This is a genomic window from Paenibacillus sp. URB8-2 (assembly GCF_013393385.1).
Taxonomy (GTDB): Bacteria; Bacillota; Bacilli; order Paenibacillales; family Paenibacillaceae; genus Paenibacillus_AQ.
In genome coordinates this window covers 2,333,657-2,354,638 of sequence record NZ_AP023239.1, presented here as the reverse complement: position 1 = coordinate 2,354,638, position 20,982 = coordinate 2,333,657, and the positions used below count along the sequence as shown (strand labels likewise).

The 20,982-nt window shown below is 53.7% G+C and carries 18 protein-coding genes and 1 tRNA gene; 7 read left to right on the top strand and 12 right to left on the bottom strand.

Features of this window, described 5'->3' with window-relative positions; genetic code table 11:
• Positions 1-246: 246 nt before the first annotated feature.
• From racE to PUR_RS10670, 5 genes are all read right to left on the bottom strand, one after another.
• A complete protein-coding gene (gene racE, locus PUR_RS10690) occupies positions 247-1,068 on the bottom strand; it encodes a glutamate racemase (protein WP_269474726.1) in 822 nt (273 codons plus the stop codon).
• A gap of 354 nt (positions 1,069-1,422) precedes the next feature.
• Entirely contained in the window at positions 1,423-1,818 is a 396-nt protein-coding gene (locus PUR_RS10685; protein ID WP_179035232.1) for a YtxH domain-containing protein, read from the bottom strand.
• Positions 1,819-1,930: 112 nt separating this feature from the next.
• Entirely contained in the window at positions 1,931-2,572 is a 642-nt protein-coding gene (locus PUR_RS10680) for a helix-turn-helix transcriptional regulator (protein WP_269474716.1), read from the bottom strand.
• A 53-nt stretch (positions 2,573-2,625) separates the two neighbouring features.
• Complete coding sequence (locus tag PUR_RS10675; protein WP_179035231.1) at positions 2,626-3,063, bottom strand: DUF86 domain-containing protein; 438 nt, start codon at positions 3,061-3,063, stop codon at positions 2,626-2,628.
• A 182-nt stretch (positions 3,064-3,245) separates the two neighbouring features.
• Positions 3,246-3,533, bottom strand: a complete 288-nt coding sequence (locus PUR_RS10670) for a Dabb family protein (RefSeq protein ID WP_179035230.1) — start codon at positions 3,531-3,533, stop codon at positions 3,246-3,248.
• 172 nt (positions 3,534-3,705) lie between these two features.
• Here PUR_RS10670 and PUR_RS10665 point away from each other — a divergent pair, with 172 nt between their 5' ends.
• From PUR_RS10665 to PUR_RS10655, 3 genes are all read left to right on the top strand, one after another.
• Positions 3,706-4,299, top strand: a complete 594-nt coding sequence (locus PUR_RS10665; protein ID WP_179035229.1) for a helix-turn-helix domain-containing protein — start codon at positions 3,706-3,708, stop codon at positions 4,297-4,299.
• An 84-nt stretch (positions 4,300-4,383) separates the two neighbouring features.
• Positions 4,384-4,557, top strand: a complete 174-nt coding sequence (locus tag PUR_RS10660) for a hypothetical protein (protein WP_179035228.1) — start codon at positions 4,384-4,386, stop codon at positions 4,555-4,557.
• Between the two features lie 178 nt (positions 4,558-4,735).
• On the top strand, positions 4,736-5,527 hold the full coding sequence (locus PUR_RS10655) for an MBL fold metallo-hydrolase (RefSeq protein WP_179037851.1): 792 nt from the start codon (positions 4,736-4,738) through the stop codon (positions 5,525-5,527).
• Positions 5,528-5,644: 117 nt separating this feature from the next.
• On the opposite strand, the gene PUR_RS10650 is transcribed toward PUR_RS10655, so the two are convergent.
• The gene (locus tag PUR_RS10650) at positions 5,645-6,283 is read right to left on the bottom strand and encodes a class I SAM-dependent methyltransferase (protein WP_179035227.1); all 639 of its coding nucleotides are present in this window, start codon (positions 6,281-6,283) and stop codon (positions 5,645-5,647) included.
• A 788-nt stretch (positions 6,284-7,071) separates the two neighbouring features.
• Between PUR_RS10650 and PUR_RS10645 the strand changes: the two genes are divergently transcribed.
• From PUR_RS10645 to PUR_RS10635, 3 genes are read left to right on the top strand one after another with little or no spacing between them, the layout of a single operon-like run.
• Positions 7,072-8,340, top strand: a complete 1,269-nt coding sequence (locus PUR_RS10645; protein WP_179035226.1) for a CobW family GTP-binding protein — start codon at positions 7,072-7,074, stop codon at positions 8,338-8,340.
• 20 nt (positions 8,341-8,360) lie between these two features.
• Complete coding sequence (locus PUR_RS10640) at positions 8,361-9,350, top strand: permease (RefSeq protein ID WP_179035225.1); 990 nt, start codon at positions 8,361-8,363, stop codon at positions 9,348-9,350.
• A gap of 57 nt (positions 9,351-9,407) precedes the next feature.
• Positions 9,408-10,274, top strand: a complete 867-nt coding sequence (locus PUR_RS10635; RefSeq protein ID WP_179035224.1) for a TIGR03943 family putative permease subunit — start codon at positions 9,408-9,410, stop codon at positions 10,272-10,274.
• Positions 10,275-10,419: 145 nt separating this feature from the next.
• On the opposite strand, the gene PUR_RS10630 is transcribed toward PUR_RS10635, so the two are convergent.
• Entirely contained in the window at positions 10,420-13,932 is a 3,513-nt protein-coding gene (locus tag PUR_RS10630) for a PAS domain-containing hybrid sensor histidine kinase/response regulator (protein ID WP_179035223.1), read from the bottom strand.
• A gap of 324 nt (positions 13,933-14,256) precedes the next feature.
• Complete coding sequence (locus tag PUR_RS10625) at positions 14,257-16,200, bottom strand: methyl-accepting chemotaxis protein (protein ID WP_232101805.1); 1,944 nt, start codon at positions 16,198-16,200, stop codon at positions 14,257-14,259.
• A gap of 266 nt (positions 16,201-16,466) precedes the next feature.
• On the opposite strand from PUR_RS10625, the gene PUR_RS10620 reads away from it, so the two are divergent.
• Positions 16,467-16,844: a hypothetical protein gene (locus PUR_RS10620; RefSeq protein WP_232101804.1), complete on the top strand. Its 378-nt coding sequence runs from the start codon at positions 16,467-16,469 to the stop codon at positions 16,842-16,844.
• Positions 16,845-17,001: 157 nt separating this feature from the next.
• Here PUR_RS10620 and PUR_RS10615 read toward each other — a convergent pair whose 3' ends face one another.
• The 4 genes from PUR_RS10615 to PUR_RS10600 all read right to left on the bottom strand — a co-directional run bounded on the left by PUR_RS10615 (position 17,002) and on the right by PUR_RS10600 (position 20,974).
• Positions 17,002-18,210, bottom strand: a complete 1,209-nt coding sequence (locus tag PUR_RS10615) for a MalY/PatB family protein (RefSeq protein ID WP_179035221.1) — start codon at positions 18,208-18,210, stop codon at positions 17,002-17,004.
• Entirely contained in the window at positions 18,207-19,334 is a 1,128-nt protein-coding gene (locus PUR_RS10610) for an iron-containing alcohol dehydrogenase family protein (protein WP_179035220.1), read from the bottom strand. The genes PUR_RS10615 and PUR_RS10610 overlap by 4 nt, the downstream gene beginning before the upstream one ends.
• A gap of 39 nt (positions 19,335-19,373) precedes the next feature.
• Positions 19,374-20,498, bottom strand: a complete 1,125-nt coding sequence (gene hisC / locus PUR_RS10605; RefSeq protein ID WP_179035219.1) for a histidinol-phosphate transaminase — start codon at positions 20,496-20,498, stop codon at positions 19,374-19,376.
• Positions 20,499-20,886: 388 nt separating this feature from the next.
• Positions 20,887-20,974 (bottom strand) — tRNA-Leu (locus PUR_RS10600).
• Positions 20,975-20,982 lie beyond the last annotated feature (8 nt).

Here is a 20,982-nt window from a genome sequence, read left to right as displayed (position 1 = left end):
CTGTGACGATATGAAGAATTGGACGGCAACTCCGGCAAGGGTTCAATAGGAGTTCTCTTATTGTATGCGGATTCTCTTGTCCCAAATGCGCAAGACCCCAACGAAACGGGGCCTTTCACTCGAAGCTTATTCCCAATCCTTTACGGTCCTCCAAAATAGCAAAAAACGGCCAAGCTTGGGCAGCCCGGCCGTTTCAAAAAGGAAAATATATTAATATTAATTCTGTCAGAGTTGTCCCGATTCCGCTCAAGCATCCGTAGGCTCAAGCGACGATACCTGCCAAACGACCGGAGTGCGCTTGATCTGCTCGCCAAGCCAGTCCATGGCGATTTTCTGGAATATGCCGGCGTCGCCGCTGCAGAAGAACTGATGCACGGGACTGTCGTCCCCTCTAGCCAGCTTTCCCTTGTCGTACAAAATGGTGCTGATCTCGCGCGCCGTCTCGTCCGCTGAACTGATCAGCTTGACGCCGGATCCCATCGCCCGGCCGATCGGTTCGACCAGAAACGGGTAATGCGTGCATCCGAGTATTAGGGTATCAATGGGTTCAAGCTTAATGCCATTCAGCGAGTCGATCACCGCCTGATCACATTCCTTCGAACGGAACATTCCCTGTTCGACCAGAGGGACAAGCGCCGGACATGCCTGACTGACAACCTCAATGTAAGGCGACAACTGCTTCAGCGCTGAGGTGTATGCCCCGCTGCCGATCGTTCCGACGGTGCCGATAACGCCTACCCGGCCCGTCTTTGTTGAGCTGATGGCTGCCCTGGCCCCGGGATGAATAACACCGATGACCGGAATGTCCACTTTCGCCGATATATAATCGAGAGCTGCCGCGGTCGCCGTATTACAGGCGATTACGATCATTTTGGGATCAAATTGAATAAGGTAATCGACAATTTGCTCGGTAAACAATTTTACTTCCTCTGACGAACGGGGTCCGTACGGGGCGCGGGCGGTGTCTCCGAAATAAATGATTTTTTCCCGCGGGAGCTGCCTCATAACTTCCTTGGCAACCGTCAATCCTCCCACGCCTGAATCTAGTATTGCAATAGCTTGCTGCACGAACACACCGCTTCCTTCATCTTGTTTTGAGTAGCTTATGTAAGGCGGAAGCAAAGTGTACCGGGCTTCCTGTCCCAATTGCAGATAATACTCCTTTTGGCTTCCCAGTTCAAGGGGAGAAACCGCGCCTTCCGCCAAAATCCTGCAAAGTCCAGCTTTGACTTCAAGCTCGCCTTGGGCGGTCATCGGGCCTTTCGAAAAAGATGAATGCCCTTGAAAAGCGCCTGTTCGCGGGGAGCGAAGCAGCGGCCTTTCAAGGGCATACCGTCCGGCTGTGGGAAGCGACTGCTAGAGACATTGAAGATGCAGCGGCTTCAAAATCCCGACCTTCACAGCCGCTCGGAGCCCAAAGCGCTAAGCCTGTTTCCCGGCCTCATTGCCCGCAAGATCTGCCGAGGACGCGGCGACTTCATCGTCCGAGGACACGCTGGCGGATGCTTCGGTATCAGCAATGGAGCTTACCGTTGCCGCTTCCGTTTCATCCTCGGCTCCGGTGAACTGCTTGCTCCATTCGGATATCTCCTGAATCACCTGCTCCACCGAATCCTTCGCTTTGCCGTACCATTCCGCGCCTTTATCCGTAGTCTGCTGGACAAGATCCTGGGCTTTATCCAGCGTGGCCGAGGCTCCGTCCGAAATATCCTTGCGCAGCTCTTTTCCGGCTTTAGGAGCGAACAGCAGGGCGGTCACCGAACCGACCGCTCCGCCGGCTACGATCCCCCAGAGCAGGCTTTTCGTGTTCTTCTTCATCTTTCATCTCTCCTTTACGGGCGAATGCCTAGATCCTGCTTTATCATAAGCAAAGAGAGTTTGTCCTGTGACTGGTGAAGAACTTTTTTTAAAAGATTAGCGTGAGATTCCCTTATGACGGGTTCTTCGGTTTGATCGAGTATTTGCAGCACTGTCCGCCATCGGCCATGCACTCGCTGCGCGAGACCGTCGCTCCCAGCAGCTCCTCGAACAAATGCTGCTCGCACTGGCAGGCTCTACTGTACTGAACTGCAACCTGACGTATGGGGCAGTTGTACTCCCTGAGCACATATGAACCGTCAGCCTCCCGGTCCCACTCTGCCATATACCCACCCGAGTTCTGGATGGCGGACAGCTCCGCCACTCGCTCTTCGAGGCTTCTGCGCTCCATCATGGGACTGTACTGCGCCAGCAGCCTGCGCCGCCGCCCTTCGAACAGGACGTTTACGGCCTCGGTCCCGCTGGTGTGGTCCAGTTCGCGCAGGAGCTCCAGCGCAAGATTATGATAATTTTTCGGAAAATGATCCTCGGCTCTTTCCGTCAGCGAATACATATGCATCGGTCGGCCCATCGCCTGACGCACAATCTTGTTTCTTGCCAGACCCTCCCTCTCTAGCTGCAGGACATGGCGTCTTACTCCCATTTCCGTAATGCCGAGCTCCTCGGCGAGCGCGCCGATGGTCAACGGTCCTTTCATCTTTAGGAGCGTCATAATGATTCGCCTGGTCGAACCGTTCTCCTGCCCTCTCTTCACCCTCGGACCTCCCTTCTGCTAAAGATTCTATACGGGCGCCGGCGGGACTTAACTCACCGGCAGGGCGCCCCGAGCTCTCGATTCAGATAGCTTCCGACCTCGGAGGCGAAGCGCATCAGCAGTTCCGGCAGCACGGCCGTCAGCGGATGCAGACGCCCCCGCTCCCAGGCATAATATTCCTGCACAAGCGGCCTCCTCAGCGATACCAGCTCGATCAGCCGGTCGTACATCTCTTGGTCGCGAAATACCGACTCCTCGTAAATGATAGTGACGATATCCTCGTAGCTGCCGGCGTCGCGCATAATAAAGCCGTCTATGAGACAGCTTCCGGCATCGGTAACGACTTCAATCGCGAGATGGAGGCAGCGTTCCTGCACCATTCCCCAGATTTTCCCTCCGTCCCAGGAAGACGTCGCCATTCGCAGCCCGTCCGCAATATCGGGGATTTGCCGCAAAATGTGCTCAATTTGCTCTCGATTGACATAGTACATTCGGGGCTCTCCTTCCTATTTACGGCGTTTGCCGCGGCGCTTCAGCCAAAAAAGCATGATCAGACAGGCCGCAAAAAATACGACAAGGTACGTTAACGCTTCCATCGGATATTCAAGCTCACGCATACCAGTCACCGCTTTCCGTCATGAGATGGCTGTGCCTAAGGCGGGTGAAATCCCCTTTAGAGCTCGTAATCCACGGCCAATGAAAGCTCCTTGACCTCGTTGATATGAGCGATGACTTCCTTGTGCGCGGGATGCACTTGGTACTTCTCGAGATCCTCAAGATTAGCCACGGTCGCGGTCAGGGCAATATCGAACGAACGCTCGGTACGCAGGATGTCGGAACCGATCTCGAGCGAGAGCAGCTGCGGAATTTTCCCTTCCATGTTGCGCAGTACGGCAACAGTCTTGGCCACGCTGTCTTCCGAACCGTCCTTCAGCTTAAAAAATACGATGTGCTTTATCATTTCATTCGCTCCCTGTAATTGGATTGTAGCTGCTGCTTACAAGTTTATTAAAATATATCATACCCCCCCGTTTTCCGAAAGGAATCCGCGCCAGGATGTGAAGTGTAAGGAATATCCATTGCCTTGAAACCGACAAGTATTGTAGTATATCTTTAAAAAATCGGAGGATTGTATGCCTACAAATCAGTCAGAGCCTTATATGATACAGGCGTGGTCTCTGGTCAACCGCAAGTATTTGGGAAAGGGCGTCCGGATCAAAAGATTCCGCCGTCCCCAAAGAAGCCAGATCCGCAACCGCGTGCTGCTCGCCGTGCTGATGTCCCGGGACATCAAGCTGTCCCGTCTTGCGGAAGAGCTCTCCGTATCTTCGCGGAGCGTCAGCGCCTGGGTATATGAAAGCCGCATTCCGTCCAAGACGAATATGGACAAAGCCTGCCGCTTTCTCGGTTACCCCCAGCATGTACTGTTTAACGAAGCGCTGCTTCGGCAGAGCCCGATCCTGTGCCAGCCGTCTTCTTCCCGCTTTATGAAACGAAGCGCGGAACAGCCGCATCGCAGCGACATTTTGACCGGACTATGCATGGTTCATGATCTTTCGGTGACCGACGCCGCCCGCTGGATCGGGGTTCATCCCGGCACCTTCCGCAAATGGATGCACCAGAGCCTGCTTCCGGCTCCTTCCCTTCAGGAAAAGGCGGAAGCGTTTTTCCGGATACCTCGCGCCATTTTATTTGCCGACTGCGTTCCTGCCAAGAAACATAATTAATTTTTCAATTCCGCTGTTAAATTCCGGCGCCACCCGGTTAATTAAGATCAACACCCTATACTTTTAGCGGGGCGGTGGGTCGGAATGAGAACAAGCAGAACTTTGAGAATGTCTCTGGGCTTTATGGCAGGAACGGCGCTGGGTCACAGTCTTGGCGTATTATTCAGCTGGCAGGACCCGGTTTCTTTGGAATTCGCCTTGTTCGGCGGATTCTTCGGGATCTTCTTGGGAGCCGCGGTACCCGCCCGGAGATATTAGGACAATCATACATAAACCACTCGGACCGTTCCTTTTCGAAGGACGGTCTGTTTGTTTTTTTAGGGCTCTGTTTTTGAAATGCAGGGTTATTGTTTCTTTCTCCGGTAAAAGATAAGCGGTAAACGGATCATAGATCCAGCGAGAAGCACAGGAGGTGCTCGTATTGGAATCAGGCAGTATGCTGAAAACGGGCTTAACGGATACGTGGGAAGTTGCTACCGGCATCGTCGGTCTTAGGACGCTGTTCGTCAACGTTGCCTTTCTTGGGCATGCCGGAGGCGACTGGATTCTGGTGGACGCGGGGCTCGGCATGTTCGCTGGCAGCATCCGCAAGCTGGCCCGGGAACGGTTCGGCCGTCCGCCGGTGGCGATTATCCTGACCCACGGCCATTTCGACCATGTCGGCACGCTTGGCGAACTTATTGAAGAATGGAGCGTCCCTGTATTCGCCCATTTGCTGGAGCTCCCTTTTCTGACGGGCGAGCGGGACTATCCTCCCGGCGACCCTTCCGTCGGCGGAGGTATGATGGCCGAGGTTTCTCCCTTGTATCCCCACCGGGGAATCAATCTGGGCGGCGCGGTATCCGCGCTGCCGCAGGACGGCAGTGTTCCGGGGGCACAGGGATGGCGCTGGGTGCATACGCCCGGCCATACTCCCGGGCATATTTCTCTGTTTCGTGACGCTGACAAGGCGCTTATTGCAGGGGACGCCTTCATCACCGTTAAGCAGGAATCCGCTCTCTCCGTCGTTCAGCAGAGCAAGGAAATTCATGGGCCGCCGACCTATTTTACAACCGACTGGGCGGCCGCCGAGAAGTCGGTCGTTATGCTCGCCGGCATGAAGCCTCTGATAGCGCTGACCGGCCACGGCCTGCCTGTAAGCGGGGCGGAGCTGACCGTCCGGCTTAAGGAATTGGCTGGCCATTTCAAAGAAATGGCGGTCCCGGACCACGGGAAATATTTAAGCTAGTATTGACAGGCCTACCAGAGACCGTACGGCGGACAGATCGAGGATCGTCCGATACCTGCGGTCTTTTTGTGGCATGTTGCGTGTGAAGGCTGGCCGCAGGGGATCCGGCGGTTCCTTCTACCCTTTTTTCCGGGCAGCAATCGTTCGCAGCATGTAATCATGCAAGCCTTCCGCCGCACCGTCAAGAGTTTCCCTCAAGCCGCCGGTTTCCAGAATTTCCGTTCTGGAGAAATGGGCCTTCCAGTCATCTTCGCTGAAAAAATGGGCGTATTTGCCCTCTTTATACCGGTAAGTCCCTGGTTCCAACTGCTCACCGCGCCCGCAGCACGGGTCCTCGTCGGAGAAGCCAGTGAAGTACAGAAGTCCTCCCGGCCGAAGCCGACTCAAGCAGGAAGCCACCAGCCTCCGGCGCTCCGGTTCAAGAAACAAATGCAGCAGGTCATAGCAGTATACCGCATCGAAGAGCTCGCCCTCTTCTGGAGCATCCAGTGCAGAGCCGCAGCGGATGAGGCTGTCCAGGTCCCACTCCCTTGCCAGCTTCACGGCGGTTTCGCTAAGTTCGACTCCCTCCACGATGAAGTCCCGCGAGAATGCCTTCGTATTTCGGCCGTAACCGGCTCCGGGAACGAACACCGTCCGTACGCCATGCTTTAGAAACAGCTCCCTTGCCTCGAGGGCGGTCGGGCTGGGCTCCGTTCCCCAGATCATCCCTTCGCTGCCGAACCGCCGTTCCCAATATTGCTCGTTTATTCGCATACAGTCCCCCGTTTGATTTTTTGTGATTTTTCAGCCGGATGTTAGGTCAAGGCATCGCTCAAAGCTTAACACGCGGACTGCGTAGGTGCTTTAGCTCGATTCTGCGCTAGACAATGGGATGAACGGGAATAACTCCTCTTTATTACATGGAAAAAAGAGATCTCAGGCAATAAACGGGAAAATCTCCGGCTTATTGGCCGCTTTTCTTAATTGCTGGCTTAAATGCCTGAATTGAGATGGAGATTTTCCCGCCCAGGGCTGAAAAAGCGCCTTTTTTAAAAAATATAGTGGAGAAATTCCGTTTCGTCCCTTCCACATCCTAATCTAACGTTATCCATCAGACATGCGCCCCATTGAGCGATTGGTTCTTCGCCGTTTTACCGTTACTAATACTGCGTATCACCTCGTACTTGTAAAGTCTGTTCAACTCTTATCCCGCGAAGCATATAATTAGCCCATTCCCGGCAGTGGATGCCTATGCAGTTCCTGTGCTCAATAATTTCGCGCCCCAAGCTTCCAAATCCTCCCTTTCAAAAAAGATCACGGCCTCCCAAATCAGGAAAAAAGGTCCCGTTTCTGAGTTCATTCATCAGGAGGTTCACCTTTTGCGGCAATATTTGGGATTTAAACGGTTTGCCCGCCGCGTTACGAATCCTGCGCTTTGAAAATTCGCCGCCCCTCCCATCAGGGGATTACAACAAAATCGGTCTTTATGGGGCGCTGGACACGTATAGATAGAATCGGGAATATATTCATCTTTACGAGGAATTGAAGGAGCGGAAGGAAGGATGAGAATACCGGTTATTGTCTTGAGCGGATTTTTGGGGAGCGGTAAAACAACCCTGCTGCTGTCGCTGCTCAAAGAGAGCTATGCTCGTGGCCTGCGGCCGGGTGTTCTGATGAACGAGCTCGGCATGCAGGATGTGGACGGCTATATTCTGGAGGAGCAGACCGGCGCGGCGGTTGAGAAGCTGCTGGACGGTTGCCTATGCTGCAGCCGCAAGGAAGAGCTCGGAGCCAATCTTGAGCTGCTGATCGAACGGCGCCCCGACGTTATTTATATAGAGCTTACCGGGGTGGCGAACCCCGATGAAATTGCGCAGTCGCTCTTGGAACCTTACTGGGACAGCAGGCTGTCGCTGCATTCTTTGGTGACGCTGGTGGATGCCGAACATGTGCTGGACTACGGCAGCAGGCTGTCAGCCGACAAGCAGCTTGTACGCACTTTGCGCAGCCAACTGGCCGCAGCACATCTCATTATCGTGAACAAAAGCGATCTTGTGGAGCAGGAAACGCTCTGGAAAATCGAAAAGCTGATCCGTAAGCAAAACGCCTCGGCGGGCATCGAATTTACAATTTTCAGCCGGATTTCGCTAGACCCGCTGCTTGAGGGGATCGTTTCACGGGGAGCGAAGCCCCTGCCAAAGCGGGCACCTGCTGAATTCAAGGAGGGCCTGCTTAAGAAAGCGGCGGCGGACCCCGGCGGGGTTAAAGCGGGCCCGGTGCCCGCACAACACGGCGGGGCCAAACTAGGCCCGGCGCCTGCACAGCATGGCGAGGCCAAACCGGGCCCGGTGCCCGTACATCAGGGCGGGACCGAACCGGGCCCGGCGCCCGTACATCAGGGCGGGACCGAACCGGGCCCGGCGCCTGCACAGCAGGGCGGGACCGAACCGGGCCGGGCGCCTGCACAGCATGGCGGGGCCAAACCGGAGCCGGCGCCTGCACAGCATTGCGAGGCCACGCCGGACCTTGCTACCGCACAGAACGGCGGTTCATTCTCGCAGGTCGGCGCCGTTACGCTTGCTTTTCCCCAAGGAAAAACTCTGCCCAAGGCGGTTCTGGAAAGCTTTTTCCGGGAATGGGCGGACAGGCTGCTGCGCGCTAAAGGGCATGTACGGCTTCCGGGCGGAGAGCCGGTGCAGCTTGTTCAGCATGCGGGCGCCCGGACAACCTGGGAAAACTCCCGCTATCCAGGGACGCCTTATGTCGTCTTTATCGGCATGAACATCGACAAGGAACGACTGGCTGAGCGTTGGTCCGCCCTGTTCCGCTGAGCAAAGGAGGAAGCCGCCGCATGACCGCCTTTTCGCCCCTCAAAGCGCTGCCGCTGCTTCTTCCTGCGGCTTTTCTGATCATTCCCGCCGTCCTGTGGCTGCCGCAGCACAGCGAGCTCCTGGACAGCGCTTATCTGTATACGTTCAAAACGGGGTTTATCGGCATTTTACTGGAGGCCCTGCCTTTTGTGCTGGCCGGTTCGCTGCTGTCCTCTCTGATCGGCGTATTCGTGCCGGATGAAGCCATTGCCCGCTGGATTCCGCGCCGGGTGCTTCCGGCCTTGCTGTTCGCCTGTCTGCTGGGCGTGATCGTCCCCATCTGCGAATGCGGTATGATTCCGCTTGTCAGGCGGCTGATGCGGAAGGGCATGCCGCTGCACGTCGGGGTCGCTTTTATCCTGTCCGGCCCCATCCTGAATCCGGTCGTCTTCGCCGCCACGCTGACCGCTTTCCGCAGTCATCCAAGTCTGGCGTATGCCCGCATGGGGCTTGCCTTCGCCGTGGCTTTCCTTATAGGATTCATCCTGTATATCACGGTCAAAAAATCGCCGCTCCGCCTTTCGATTCCGCGCGGCAGCGGGCCGGAGCATCAGCACGGCACAAGGGGAGGAAAGTTTGCAGCTGTGTTCACGCATGCCGCAGATGATTTTTTTGAGATGGGAAAATTCCTTATCTTTGGCTGCATGCTCACCTCCCTGATCCAGACGTTTGTCGTCCAGAGCAGCCTTGCTTCCATCGGCGCCAGACCGCTTGGCTCCTATTTGTTTATGATGGGCTTTGCGTTTATTTTGTCGCTCTGCTCGACCTCCGACGCCTTCGTCGGGGCGGCTTTTCTGCATTCCTTTCCGGCCGGATCGCTGCTTGCCTTTACGGTGCTCGGTCCGATGCTCGATTTCAAAAATGCCTTGATGCTGCTGTCGTTATTCAAGACCCGTTTTGCCTTATATTTGTTCTTTCTGATCGCTTCCATTGTGTTTACCGGCTCGATCCTGCTGTCCGGATGGCTGTGACGGCCTCATGACCATGATCCGGCCGGTTTTGCCGATGCTATTATAGGAGGACCGCTTATGAATAACTCCGCGAGCATCCAGCGCCACTACATGTTTCGGGCGGCCATTCTGCTGGCGTTCGCCGTCTATATCGAACACCTGGCACGACGGGACGCGCTCCATTATTATGTCACTCCTGGTCTGGCGTTCTGGGTCAGGCTCTGCCCGGTCCCGCTCGCCTTCATGGCGCTTGGTCTGGCAGTACAGGCCATCTTCGGCAGAGAAAGCGCCGGGTGCGATTGCGGCCATCAGCTCCCCCGCTCAAAGGCCCGCAGTGTCGCAGTTTACGGCGCTTTCTTGTTCCCCCTGCTGCTCGGCTTCGCCCTGCCGGACAGAGCGCTTGGCAGCGCCGCCGCAGCCAGCAAGGGAGTGGCGCTAACCTTTGCATCGGAACGGAACGGAGATGCTGCAAGATTCCGGACCTCCGATCCGTTCGCGGCGGAATTTGCCGCCTTGGCCAGGAAGCTGTACACCCAGCCGGTCATACCCGTGTATCCGCAAATCTTCTCGGAAACACTGGGGGCGCTTGATCAATACAAACAGGATTTCAAGGGAAGAGAGGTTGTGGTCAGCGGCTTCCTGTACCGGGAGAATAACCACGACTTGGGCGGCCGTTTTGCGGTGAGCCGCTTTCTGGTGCAGTGCTGCACCGCGGATGCGACACCGCTCGGCGTCCTTGTCAACGCCGGACAGCAAAAAAGCCTGCCAGCCGACACCTGGATCAAGGTTCGGGGCAAGCTTCAAATTGTGGTCTATAAAGGCAAGGAAACGCTGCAGATTGACGCCGAATCGGTGACGCCGGTTAAACAGCCTTCCACTCCGTATGTCTATACCAGCCCCGATTCCGTGGAGGCGTGGAACGAGCTGCAGACGGCTGCTCAATGAAGGCTTCCCGATTGATCCTGCAGACGGTTACAGAGTTACGGCTTCCCGATTGTTCTCCAGATCACCGCTCAATGACTGCCTGATCGTTAATGATCTGAAACGGCCGTGCCGGGGAACCCCAGCCGCATAAATCCTTGTTCCGCAATTATAGACTATCAGTCTTATTCGCGCGCTCTTTCGAGATTGCCTTGCCGGTCATGGCGCTCCCCGGCGCCCACTGCTTCAGCACCCTGTCCAGATCATCGCCGTGGATGGGCTTGGAAATGAAATCCTGCATTCCCGCATTGATGCACATCTCCCTGTCTTCTTTTCTTGCAAAAGCCGTTACCGCAACAATGACCGGATGGGAGCCGTGCTTCTCCCTGATCAGAGCGGTCGCCTCAAGGCCATCCATGACCGGCATTTGAATATCCATAAAGACCAAATCGTAGTCCTTTAAGCCCACGGCTCGCACAGCCTGTTCTCCATCCTCCACAATATCCGCCTGATATCCCCGTTTCCGCAAATAAGTTCTGAGCAAATGCCGGTTGACCGGATGATCCTCGGCGATCAGGATGGACAACGGACCATACAGGCCTTCCGCAGCCAATTTTACGGCAATCCGTTTGTTCTTCTTCTTATCCTCAGCCGCCTTCGTTCCGGATGCCGGTGCTCCGCCCGGAAGGGAGGCTTCCACTGTAAAATAAAATGAAGAACCTTCGCCTTCCCGGCTGTCCACTCCGATCGTGCCGCCGAGAAGCTCGACCAGCTTTTTACTGATCGCAAGCCCAAGGCCAGTTCCACCATATTTCCGGTTAATGGACGGATGGAGCTGCGTAAAGGATTGAAAGAGCTGTCCAAGCCGGTTCTCTGGAATGCCGATACCAGTGTCCGTTACCGTGAACTGTACGATGATTCGGGAATAATCCCGGACCGCGCCCAGCTTCACTTCAATGTCAATTCTGCCGCTATCCGTGAACTTAACAGCGTTGCCAACCAGATTCACGAGAATTTGCCGCAGTCTGGCCTCGTCGGTCACCAGCGTATTCGGAAGAACCGGATCAATGTCATAGCTGAGATTCAGCTTCTTATCCGTTACCTTCGGATAGAACAGGTCCCTTATGCCCTGGAGCACGCTTCGCAAGTCCACCTCTTTCAGTTCCAGCGTCATCATGCCCGCTTCAATTTTGCTGAAATCCAGCACTTCATTCAGAATATGCAAAAGCGATTCGCCGCTCTGGCTGATGATCTCGGCATATCCGCGCTGCTCCTCATCCAGTTCCGTATCCTTGAGGAGATCCGTCATACCGATGATGCCGTTCATCGGCGTGCGCAGCTCATGGCTCATAATCGCCAGAAACTCCGATTTGGCGCGGTCCGCCTGCTCGGCTGATTCTTTGGCCCGTCTGATCTCCTTCTCTTCCGTAATGTCCCGGAATACGACGACGGTTCCTTTTCTTATGCCATTATCATACAGAGGAGTCATACGGTATTTGGCCAAAAAGCTTGAGCCGTCCTGCCGCCAGAAGACGCCCTCCCGTTCATCGTACATCCCGATTTCCGATAGGGTCTTAATCAGGCTCGTCTGTTCGCCCGCATATTCACCGCTAAGCCGTGTCAGCTGAATGGGGCCTTCATGGCTGCGCCCTGCCCATTCACCCGGTCCGTACCCCAGCAAATTGGCCGCGGCCGGATTAATGAACATTGTCTTGCCTTCCATATCGATGCCGAAAATCCCTTCGGACACCGAATTAAGGATCAGCGCATGCTCGTAGCTGAGCTTCTCAATCTGCCGAAGATGGCGCTTATGTTCCGTGATGTCGCTGGTTATGCTGAACACGCCCACCACTTCGCCATCCACCAGGATGGGGACCAGAATCACGCTGGCTTCCACGATTTGCCCGTCCCGATGAACGATCCGGCTCTCGAAGGTCTGGGCAATGCCTCCCGCAGCGCGGCGGAAACGTTCGCTCACATACTCCAGTTCATCCGTGTCGATTACTTCCGTGAAGAAGGACATCAGGAGATCGGAGTAGCTGTAGCCGGTCAAATATTCCATACTGGAATTCACGGAGAGAGTACGTCCTAGCAAGTCCATCGCGCTGATGGCGGAAGGGTTATACTCGAACAAGGATTTATAACGGTTCTGGCTTTCCTCAAGCCTCATTTCATACTGCTTGCGTTCCCGGGCGTCCCGTGAAACCGCAATAATCTCAAAGGCCTGCCTCTCCTCGGAATACACAAGGCGGATCGTTGTCTCGGTCCACATATAGGTTCCGTCCTTGCATAAAAAGCGGAACAGAATCGGAAGATTCTCTTTACCCTCGATGCATTCCTCCAAATAATGCTTCACCTTGTCCACATCATCCGGATGGATATAATCGATCCCCCGGGTCCCTGTCATCTCTTCCGGCGTATAGCCGTACATCGGCAGGCAGATCGACGAAGCGTACAGATAAGTCGCATATCCGTCAACCGCGTTACGCGATATGAAATCCAGCGAATTCTCCGAGATCAGACGGTAGTTCCGCTCGCTTACCCGCAGCTTCTCTTCCATCTGGTGGTGCTCGGTGACATCCTGCATTATACCGCTGACAGAAAGCATTCTGCCGTTTTCATCCTTTACCGCTTCCCAGTGACAGTCAATGTATTTCAGGCTATCGCCGTTCATAATGCGGATAACCATCTGGCCGCTTCTTCCATCCTCTACCGACTGGCACAACACTTCCAGGAACCTTTCGCGATCGCCCGGCTCCATACGGGACAGGAACAAATCCGGATCGCTGCTTCCGTGTCCGGGGGAGCCTCCTTCCTCTTCGTCTATCCAAAATATATGCCGCAGCTCTTTTGATACCGTCAAACGGCCCGTACCCGCTTCACATTCCCAAGAGCCCATGCGGGCCAAATGCTGCGCTTTCGCGAGCATGTCCTCATGCTTCTTGCGCTCCGAGACATCGCGGGCGATGGTCATGATCTGCTGCATATCACCCTCTTCGTCCCGCATCACCTTACAACTGCTCTCAATCCATAAATAGCGGCCGTCCTTGTGGCGGACCCTACGGGTGAAGACCTTGCCGAACGAGTTATACTCACCGTACTGTGTTACATCCAGAGCGTCGTCCGTGTGGTAGAAAAGAGGCCGCTTCTTCCCGATAACTTCATCCACTGAGTAACCGAGAAGCTGCTCGACGGAAGGGGAAACATGAAGCAGCGTGCCGTCCGGCTTGCTTAAGGAAATCATGTCGGGGCTGTTCTCAGTGATCAGTCTATATAAATGCTCGCTTTCCCGCAGCTTCTCTTCGGCCAGCTTGCGATTCGTGATATCGGTCATTTCGACAACCAGGCAAGAAGGGGCGCCGTCCGGCTGTTCCCGGATCAAGAATAAATGAAGCTGTGTCCACAGCAGCCCGCCGTCTTTGCGGATGAACCGCTTTTCTTTGCTGCATTCCTCTCCTGGGAGCGACAGCAAAAAGGTAACAATGGAAGAGGGATCGGATGTGTACTCTCCACCCGCCATCATATGATCCCCATAACAAAGGCCCGTCAGTTCATCCTCGGTATACCCGAACATGCGGCAAAGAGCCGGATTACAGCGTATCATCGCCCCTTCTTGCAACAAAACCACGGCTATTCCGCTGGATGAGTGAAGATAAATCTGTTCAAATATGATATCGGACACAAAGGAGCCCTCCTCTGCAAGCATGCGGCGGTATATTGAAATACTACCTTAAGTATACCGGGTTTCGACAAAATAATCTAAGAACTTTCCACAAAAAGGAACAGGGGAGCGCTCAACTTCGAATTTTAATAAGAAGAAACGGCTGCGCCGTCCTCTGGAAGAGGAAGGCACCCGTTTCTCGTAAAAATATCAGGTTAAGGATAAGCGCGAAGCTTATACTTTCTGATATTTCAAAAACAAGCCTCCGGGGAAGAATTCTTCCCCGGAGGCCCGCATGAAGGACATCGTTTTGTCTCAGCTGAGAGCGACAATAATCGCCGTGATTTACAACTTGAATCTATCGACTAGATCATGCATTTCCCCCGCCATCCGGGATAAATCAGCCGATGACGATGATATTTCTTCCATGGACGCCAGTTGTTCCTGGGCCGCGGCGGAAATGCTCTCCGTTTCGGCCGCGCTTGACCGGGCGACGCCCGCAATCGCTTCAATTGCCTCGTTCATTTCCGCCGCTCCCGCGGAAACTTGCAATGCGGCCGAGGAGACTTCGCCGATTTGACCGTTAACCTCGCCGATAAACCGTTCAATCTGCGAGAACAGGCTGCCGGCCGTCTCCACGGTGTGCATCCCGCCTTTCACCTCGCTCGTTGAGGCTTCCATGGATGCTTCGACGTTGACGATTTCATCCCTTATGCTGTGGACCAGTTCGGAAATTTCCTGCGACGAGCGCGAGGACCGGTCCGACAGCTTCTTCACTTCTTCGGCCACTACCGCAAATCCCCGTCCATGCTCCCCCGCTCTCGCCGCTTCGATGGAAGCGTTCAGCGAAAGCATTCCCGTCTGCCGGGAAAATTTGTTGATCGCATCCGTCACTTCGCCGATCTTCTCTGAGGTCATGGATAATACATGAATAAGCCGCGCCAGATGTTCCACTGAATGGTCGATGGAAATCATCTGCTCGGCGGCGCTTCCGATGGCGACAGCCCCTTCCGCCGACAGAGAAGACGTCTTGCTTGACGAGTCCGCGACCGATTGGGCGGCGGCGGCGATTTCCTGGATTCGTGCGGTCATTTCATAGACGGTCCGGGCCCCTTTCTCCACCGTGGCGGCCTGATGCTCGGCTCCATCCGACATCTTCTCCGTAGCGCCGGCAATATGCTCGGTAGCCTTGACGGTCTGCTCCGAGCTAACCGCGAGCTGCTCCGCCGAAGCGGCCAATTGATTGGACAGCTCGCTCACATCGCTCAGGACCCCACGCAGCGAATCGGTCATCCGATTGAAAGTCGCTCCAAGCTGCCCCAGCTCATCCTTGGTTCTCACCTGCACGTGAGAAGTCAAATCTCCCTCGGCAAGCTTCTCGGACGCTTGCGTGAGCATACGCAGCGGAGAAGTGATTGAGCGGATAATTAACAGAACAACGGCTAAACCCACCGCCATGGCGGCGATTAGAACAATAAGCGTCGTGCGAAAAATCGGCGCCGCCTCTTCCTTCACTTCGTCGACGTACCAGGTGCCAGCTATTTTCCATCCGGTCAGCGAATTGGTGGCAAACACCATTTTTTTGGATTTCCCGTCTACTTCGTTCACATATTCCAATTGGCCCGAACCGGATTTAAACATGGGGCCGATGATTCCCAATTTAACCGTATCCCCGATGGTTACTCCCGGAGCCACCAGAAATTTCTTTTGGTTGTCAATCATGATGACATAACCCTGTCTGCCGATTTTCACTCCTCTTACCGATTCGCTGAGCTCGGCCAGGCTGAAATTGGCCCCGACGATTCCATGTCCGTCCTTCGTCGCCTTGGCAATGGTCACCACCGTGCTGTTCGTTGACGCGGATATGTAAGTGTCGGTGATAATCACCCGGTCTTTATTCTCCATGGCCTTGATGTAGTGAGGTCTTGTCCGTGGATCAAACCCTTTGGGAAGGTTCAATTTTGTTGCGCTAAGTATTCCCCCTTGATCATTTGAAGCAAATACCGTTTCCAGATCGGGATGGAGCGCTTTGAAGCCGACAAGCAGCGCTTTTAATTCGGCATTTTCAGCGCCCGATTCCGAATTCAGGTTATCGACCGGCACCTGCTGGGACAAAAAATCAATAGCATTCATTTTTTCACGTATGTACTTGTCAATCATTTGGTTCAGCAGATTTACGTTGGAGGATGCCGAACTCCTTATCTCCTCATCCACTTTGTTTCTGGCGGTAACATAAGCGGCGCTGCCAATCGCCAGACTGGGCAAAAGCAAGATACATAAAAAAGACAAAATCAGCCTGCTTTTGACCGAACGAAAATTCAACTTCCTACTTCGCACTTTTTTCAAAAAACCCATCCTCTCTCTTTTTCAAAGGCAATAAACCCCATTTTCGGTTTGATTTTATACAAACACTAGAATATATATCGGCAGGACTTTTCCGGAAAACAAGAAAAATGTCGAAACTTTTGCTTACATGTCCATTTTCTATTTCTCTATCCCAGTAACATTTTCCGAAATGGGCGAATATCATAACGCTATAAAGGAGGGATAGGCAAATGATCAATCCAAATCCAACATATCCTAATGAAAGCAAGGCGGCTCATCCAATGGGAGGCGATGTAAAATCACTATGTCAAAGGTATATGAATTACCATGTTATTGCCCAGACGAGAGACGGTTCGCAGTTTGATGGAATTATCGATGGGATGGACGACGATGGGATCACTATGTTAGTTCCTGAAGAGATTGATGCCGCAGAACGGGAAAATGATTATACTTACAGAGCATTGGGCTATGGTCAAAGGAGATTTCGCCGGTTTCGTCGGCGCCGGTTCCCATTTTACTTCTTTGCATTTCCATTTTTCACACCTTATCCATACTACTATCCATATCCTCCGTACTATCCCGGTTATGGATACGGTGGAGGATATTAATTCCCAACCTCTTCCGCCCAGATTATGAGCTATATTTGAAAAATAAAAATCGGACACTCCCACATCTGTTGAGCTGTTTGGAGTGTCCGATTTTATGGGCATGTGGAATATAGGCTGAAGGGCCAAATCGGTAATTAGCTTTAACGATGAAAGTTGTTTAATCGGCTATCCCGGCTGTACTGGCGAGCGAGTGAACTGCATTCTCCAGCCTCTTCAAGGCTTCCTCCACAGTCGAGCGCTGGCAGCCGATGTTGATCCGGACGAATCCATTTCCTTCTTTGCCAAAAGTATATCCCTGATTGAACCAGAGCTTCGCCTCGTGCAGCAAAAATTTTTCCAGTTCCTGATTACCTAGACCGAGCGAACGGCAGTCCATCCATAGGAAATAGGTTCCTTCCGGATTGTACACCTTCAGCTCCGGCAGTCTGGCTTCAATAAATTCCACTGCATATTGCCGGTTTCCATCTATGTAGGACATAAGCTGATCCAACCATTCCTCTCCATGCCTGTATGCCGCTTCACAGGCCGCTGCGCCGAATAGGTTATGGCTCTTTTGCGCCACTTGCTCATTGGCTGCATCATACCGGCGTCTCAGTTCATCATTCGGAATGATGATATTGGATGTGGAGAGACCCGCCAAATTGAACGTTTTGCTTGGAGCCGTGCATACAACAGCATTCTGTGCAAATGCCGCCGAGATGGATGCAAACGGAACATGACGGTGCGGCTTGAACAGAAGATCGGAATGAATTTCGTCGGATATGACGATAACGCCATGCTTCAAGCACAGCTCGCCCATAGCCCGGAGCTCTTCTTCCGTGAACACCCTTCCCACAGGGTTATGCGGATTACATAGAATAAACAGCTTGACCCTGCCGCTCCCGACCTTGTCTGCAAAGTCGGACAGATCGGGAACGTAGCGACCCTGTTCGACCTTCAGCGGATTAAGAACGGCCACACAATCATTTTTGCTGATGGCGTTATAAAAAGGGGGATAAATCGGAGGCTGGATGAGAATCCCGTCTCCCGGTTTGACGAAGGCGCGTACGGCAGTGAACAAAGCATTGACCACACCGGGGCTGTGGGTAATCCACTTCTTGTCCACCTGCCAGCCGTGCCTCTTAAGATTCCAATCGATAATCGCATCATAATAGCCCTGGGAACGTGCCGTGTAACCATATATGCCATGCTGCGCTCTGGCCAGGATCGCAGCCTTAACCTCGGGAACGGTCTCGAAATCCATGTCGGCCACCCACATGGGCAGAGCATCCTCCACTCCTACGGATTCCTTGATATAGTTCCATTTAGCCGATTGGGTATTGTCCCTGTCAACCGGTTTGTCAAAGTCAAAGCGCGACCGGGTCATACGGCCTGAACCTGTCTTGAAGCGTTCTGCTCCTGCTCGGCGATGCGTTGTCCGGTTAGGTCGGTATTCAAGATGGCCTGCTCCAGAAGCTCCGCATTGACCTTGAAGGGAAGCGCGGCAGCCGCTTCTTCGTTAAGGGAGACGCCGTTTGCTATCAGCGCCGCTTTGTCCCCGAAACTGTCCTTAAATCCGAGCCCGCGCAGGGTTAGCGGCTGGCCAAGAGCATGCAACAGGCGGGCTACGGTATCGATCTTGGTCTGACTGTACCCTTCCAGAAACAGCTGGACCACCAGACCGAACGCTACCTTCTCACCATGCAGCCGGATATGGGTCTCATGTTGCTTGGTCAGGCTGTTATTAACGGCATGCGCAATATATGCCTGCTGTCTGCCGCTGCTCAAGCTGCCAGCCTGGCCTGCCAGAAAAATGATGGCATTGGTTACCTCGGTTATGGCATCCGTGATCTCCCCGCAGCCTGACGCCAGATAGGCGTCGATGGAGAGCTCTTCCAGAATATCCAGCGCCAGCTTGGAGGTAGCCAGTCCCGCTCTGGCATGAATACTGTCCGGTCCTTTTCCCACATTGGGCGCTGCTTCATACCATTTGACAAGAGTGTCGGCAATCCCGGCCGCGATATAGCGAGGCGGCGCAGCCGCCAATATTGCCGTGTCGGACAATACCGCCTTCGGCGATCTCTCCAGCACAATTCCCCCGGTCTGGGTTCCCTGACGCGTATAGATGACGGACAGGGCGGACCATGCGGCGCAAGTTGCCGCGATGGTAGGCACCGATACAACTGGAAGGCTCAGCTTATCTCCCACCGCCTTGATGGTATCCAGGATTTTGCCGCCGCCAATCCCAATGAGCACATCGGAAGCCGAAGCTTGTACCGCTGCCGCGAGAATATCGATATCTTCCAGGGTGCAGTAGCCTTCATACACCTGAATCTCGTACACAATCCCGCTTCCGTCTAGGCTTTTCAATAACGTCTCGCCGGCGACGGACAACGCTGTCTTTCCTGCCAAAATCCAAGCCCGCTTGCCGATAGAGGCAACAACCTCTCCTCCTTTTGCAAGAATTCCCGGTTCATTCCAGTATTTCTCTGGAGCCTTTGCCAAAATCATATTCATTCTCTCCCTTCAATAATGAGCTAACTTGACGACTTAGCCCTTTGAACTGCCAGCCGCCGCAGGTACTTCCAACACTTTGTGCAGCGCTTCTATAAAAATGCGGTTTTCTTCCATGGTTCCAATGCTGACTCTAAGCCACTCCTGCATGCCGTAAGCTGAACCGGGACGAATGATCACGCCTTCCTTCAGAAGCAGCTGATACAGGACTTCGCTATCCTGTCCGGTATGCACCATAATGAAGCTGGCTTCCGTTGGAATGTAGTCTAATCCCAGCTCTCCGAAGACTTTGTAGAAATATTCCTTTCCCAGCTGGTTGTTCTCGTAGACTCTCTCTCGAAATCCGGCATCCTTTAGTCCGGCTAGAGCCGAAGCTTGGGCAACGGCGTTCACATTAAAAATCTGACGGCATCTGTTCATATAATCAGCCGTTTCCTCGCTTGCGGCGGCGTACCCGATGCGCAGAGAGGCCAGCCCGTAAATCTTGGAAAAGGTACGGAGAACGATGAGATTCGGATATTGCCCAATCCAATTGAGCGTATCCGGGTAGCCCTGTCCGGTTACAAAATCACAGTAGGCCTCATCCATAGCGACCACAATCGAAGACGGAATATCCTCCAGGAACCGGCCAAGCTGTTCGCCTGTAAAGATGGTGCCGGTGGGGTTGTTGGGATTGCAAAGCCAGATGACCCTGGTTTTATCTGTTATTTCTCTCTTTATGGCATCCAGATCGACCCGGTGCGTTGTCAACGGCACCTCAATAATCCTGCCTTCCTGGAGCTTGGTGACAGTAGCGTACCAAGAGAAGGAGGGAGTCGGCATAATGGCTTCATCCCCCGGCCCGATGAATGTTTCCGCAACAAAGGCAATCAGCTCAAAGGAGCCTGCGCCGATAACGAATTGCTGCGGTTTGAGCCCGGTATGCCGGGAAAGTTCAGCCCTTAGCTCCGAGCTGCCCCCGTCCGGATAGCGGGAAGGGGCTTGCAGTACAGCCGCCGCCGCTTCCAGGACCCGGGGGGAACAGCCCAGAGGATTTTCATTGGAAGCCAGCTTGATGACCTCTCGAAGTCCAAGCTCCTTCACTACCTCCTCCAGCCGCTTACCGGGGATGTACGGATTAATGCTGTGAAGACTGTTCTTATAAGGTAACACTGGGTACATAGCTTATAACCTCCTTGTTCTGATACTTCTTTTTGATAAATAAAAGAGACCCGAATTAATGTTGAACATTAATCTGGCCTCCGGTTTTCCAGTTGGCAATGGAATGAATATGCTGCTTAATTAATTACAATTTCACCAATCTATTTAGTGAGTTTTAACCTCAAAAAAAATCGCCAGTAGACTGGTTACAATTGCTGGAAGGTTTTTAACAATATATCATCGTCAATCTATCATTTCAAGAGTCTATCATCCATAAATTGGGATGATTAGTGAACACGCCTGAAACACCATGTAACGGCACAGGTAAGGAGCGATAGCCTGAAATTTCCAAATAAAAAAGATTCCTGATGGCAAGAACGCCAATCCAAGAATCTGTGAGTTTTCGGTATGGTGCGGTCGAGAGGACTCGAACCTCCACGGGGGGTTAGCCCACACGGACCTGAACCGTGCGCGTCTGCCAATTCCGCCACGACCGCATGTTATG

Excerpts from the sequence above, each read along its gene's own strand:
- PUR_RS10685 (WP_179035232.1), bottom strand. The coding sequence starts at position 1,818 with ATGAAGAAGAACACGAAAAGCCTGCTCTGGGGGATCGTAGCCGGCGGA.
- PUR_RS10675 (WP_179035231.1), bottom strand. The coding sequence starts at position 3,063 with ATGTACTATGTCAATCGAGAGCAAATTGAGCACATTTTGCGGCAAATC.
- PUR_RS10670 (WP_179035230.1), bottom strand. The coding sequence starts at position 3,533 with ATGATAAAGCACATCGTATTTTTTAAGCTGAAGGACGGTTCGGAAGAC.
- PUR_RS10665 (WP_179035229.1), top strand. The coding sequence starts at position 3,706 with ATGCCTACAAATCAGTCAGAGCCTTATATGATACAGGCGTGGTCTCTG.
- PUR_RS10660 (WP_179035228.1), top strand. The coding sequence starts at position 4,384 with ATGAGAACAAGCAGAACTTTGAGAATGTCTCTGGGCTTTATGGCAGGA.
- PUR_RS10655 (WP_179037851.1), top strand. The coding sequence starts at position 4,736 with ATGCTGAAAACGGGCTTAACGGATACGTGGGAAGTTGCTACCGGCATC.
- PUR_RS10650 (WP_179035227.1), bottom strand. The coding sequence starts at position 6,283 with ATGCGAATAAACGAGCAATATTGGGAACGGCGGTTCGGCAGCGAAGGG.
- PUR_RS10645 (WP_179035226.1), top strand. The coding sequence starts at position 7,072 with ATGAGAATACCGGTTATTGTCTTGAGCGGATTTTTGGGGAGCGGTAAA.
- PUR_RS10640 (WP_179035225.1), top strand. The coding sequence starts at position 8,361 with ATGACCGCCTTTTCGCCCCTCAAAGCGCTGCCGCTGCTTCTTCCTGCG.
- PUR_RS10635 (WP_179035224.1), top strand. The coding sequence starts at position 9,408 with ATGAATAACTCCGCGAGCATCCAGCGCCACTACATGTTTCGGGCGGCC.
- PUR_RS10620 (WP_232101804.1), top strand. The coding sequence starts at position 16,467 with ATGATCAATCCAAATCCAACATATCCTAATGAAAGCAAGGCGGCTCAT.
- PUR_RS10615 (WP_179035221.1), bottom strand. The coding sequence starts at position 18,210 with ATGACCCGGTCGCGCTTTGACTTTGACAAACCGGTTGACAGGGACAAT.
- PUR_RS10610 (WP_179035220.1), bottom strand. The coding sequence starts at position 19,334 with ATGATTTTGGCAAAGGCTCCAGAGAAATACTGGAATGAACCGGGAATT.
- hisC (WP_179035219.1), bottom strand. The coding sequence starts at position 20,498 with ATGTACCCAGTGTTACCTTATAAGAACAGTCTTCACAGCATTAATCCG.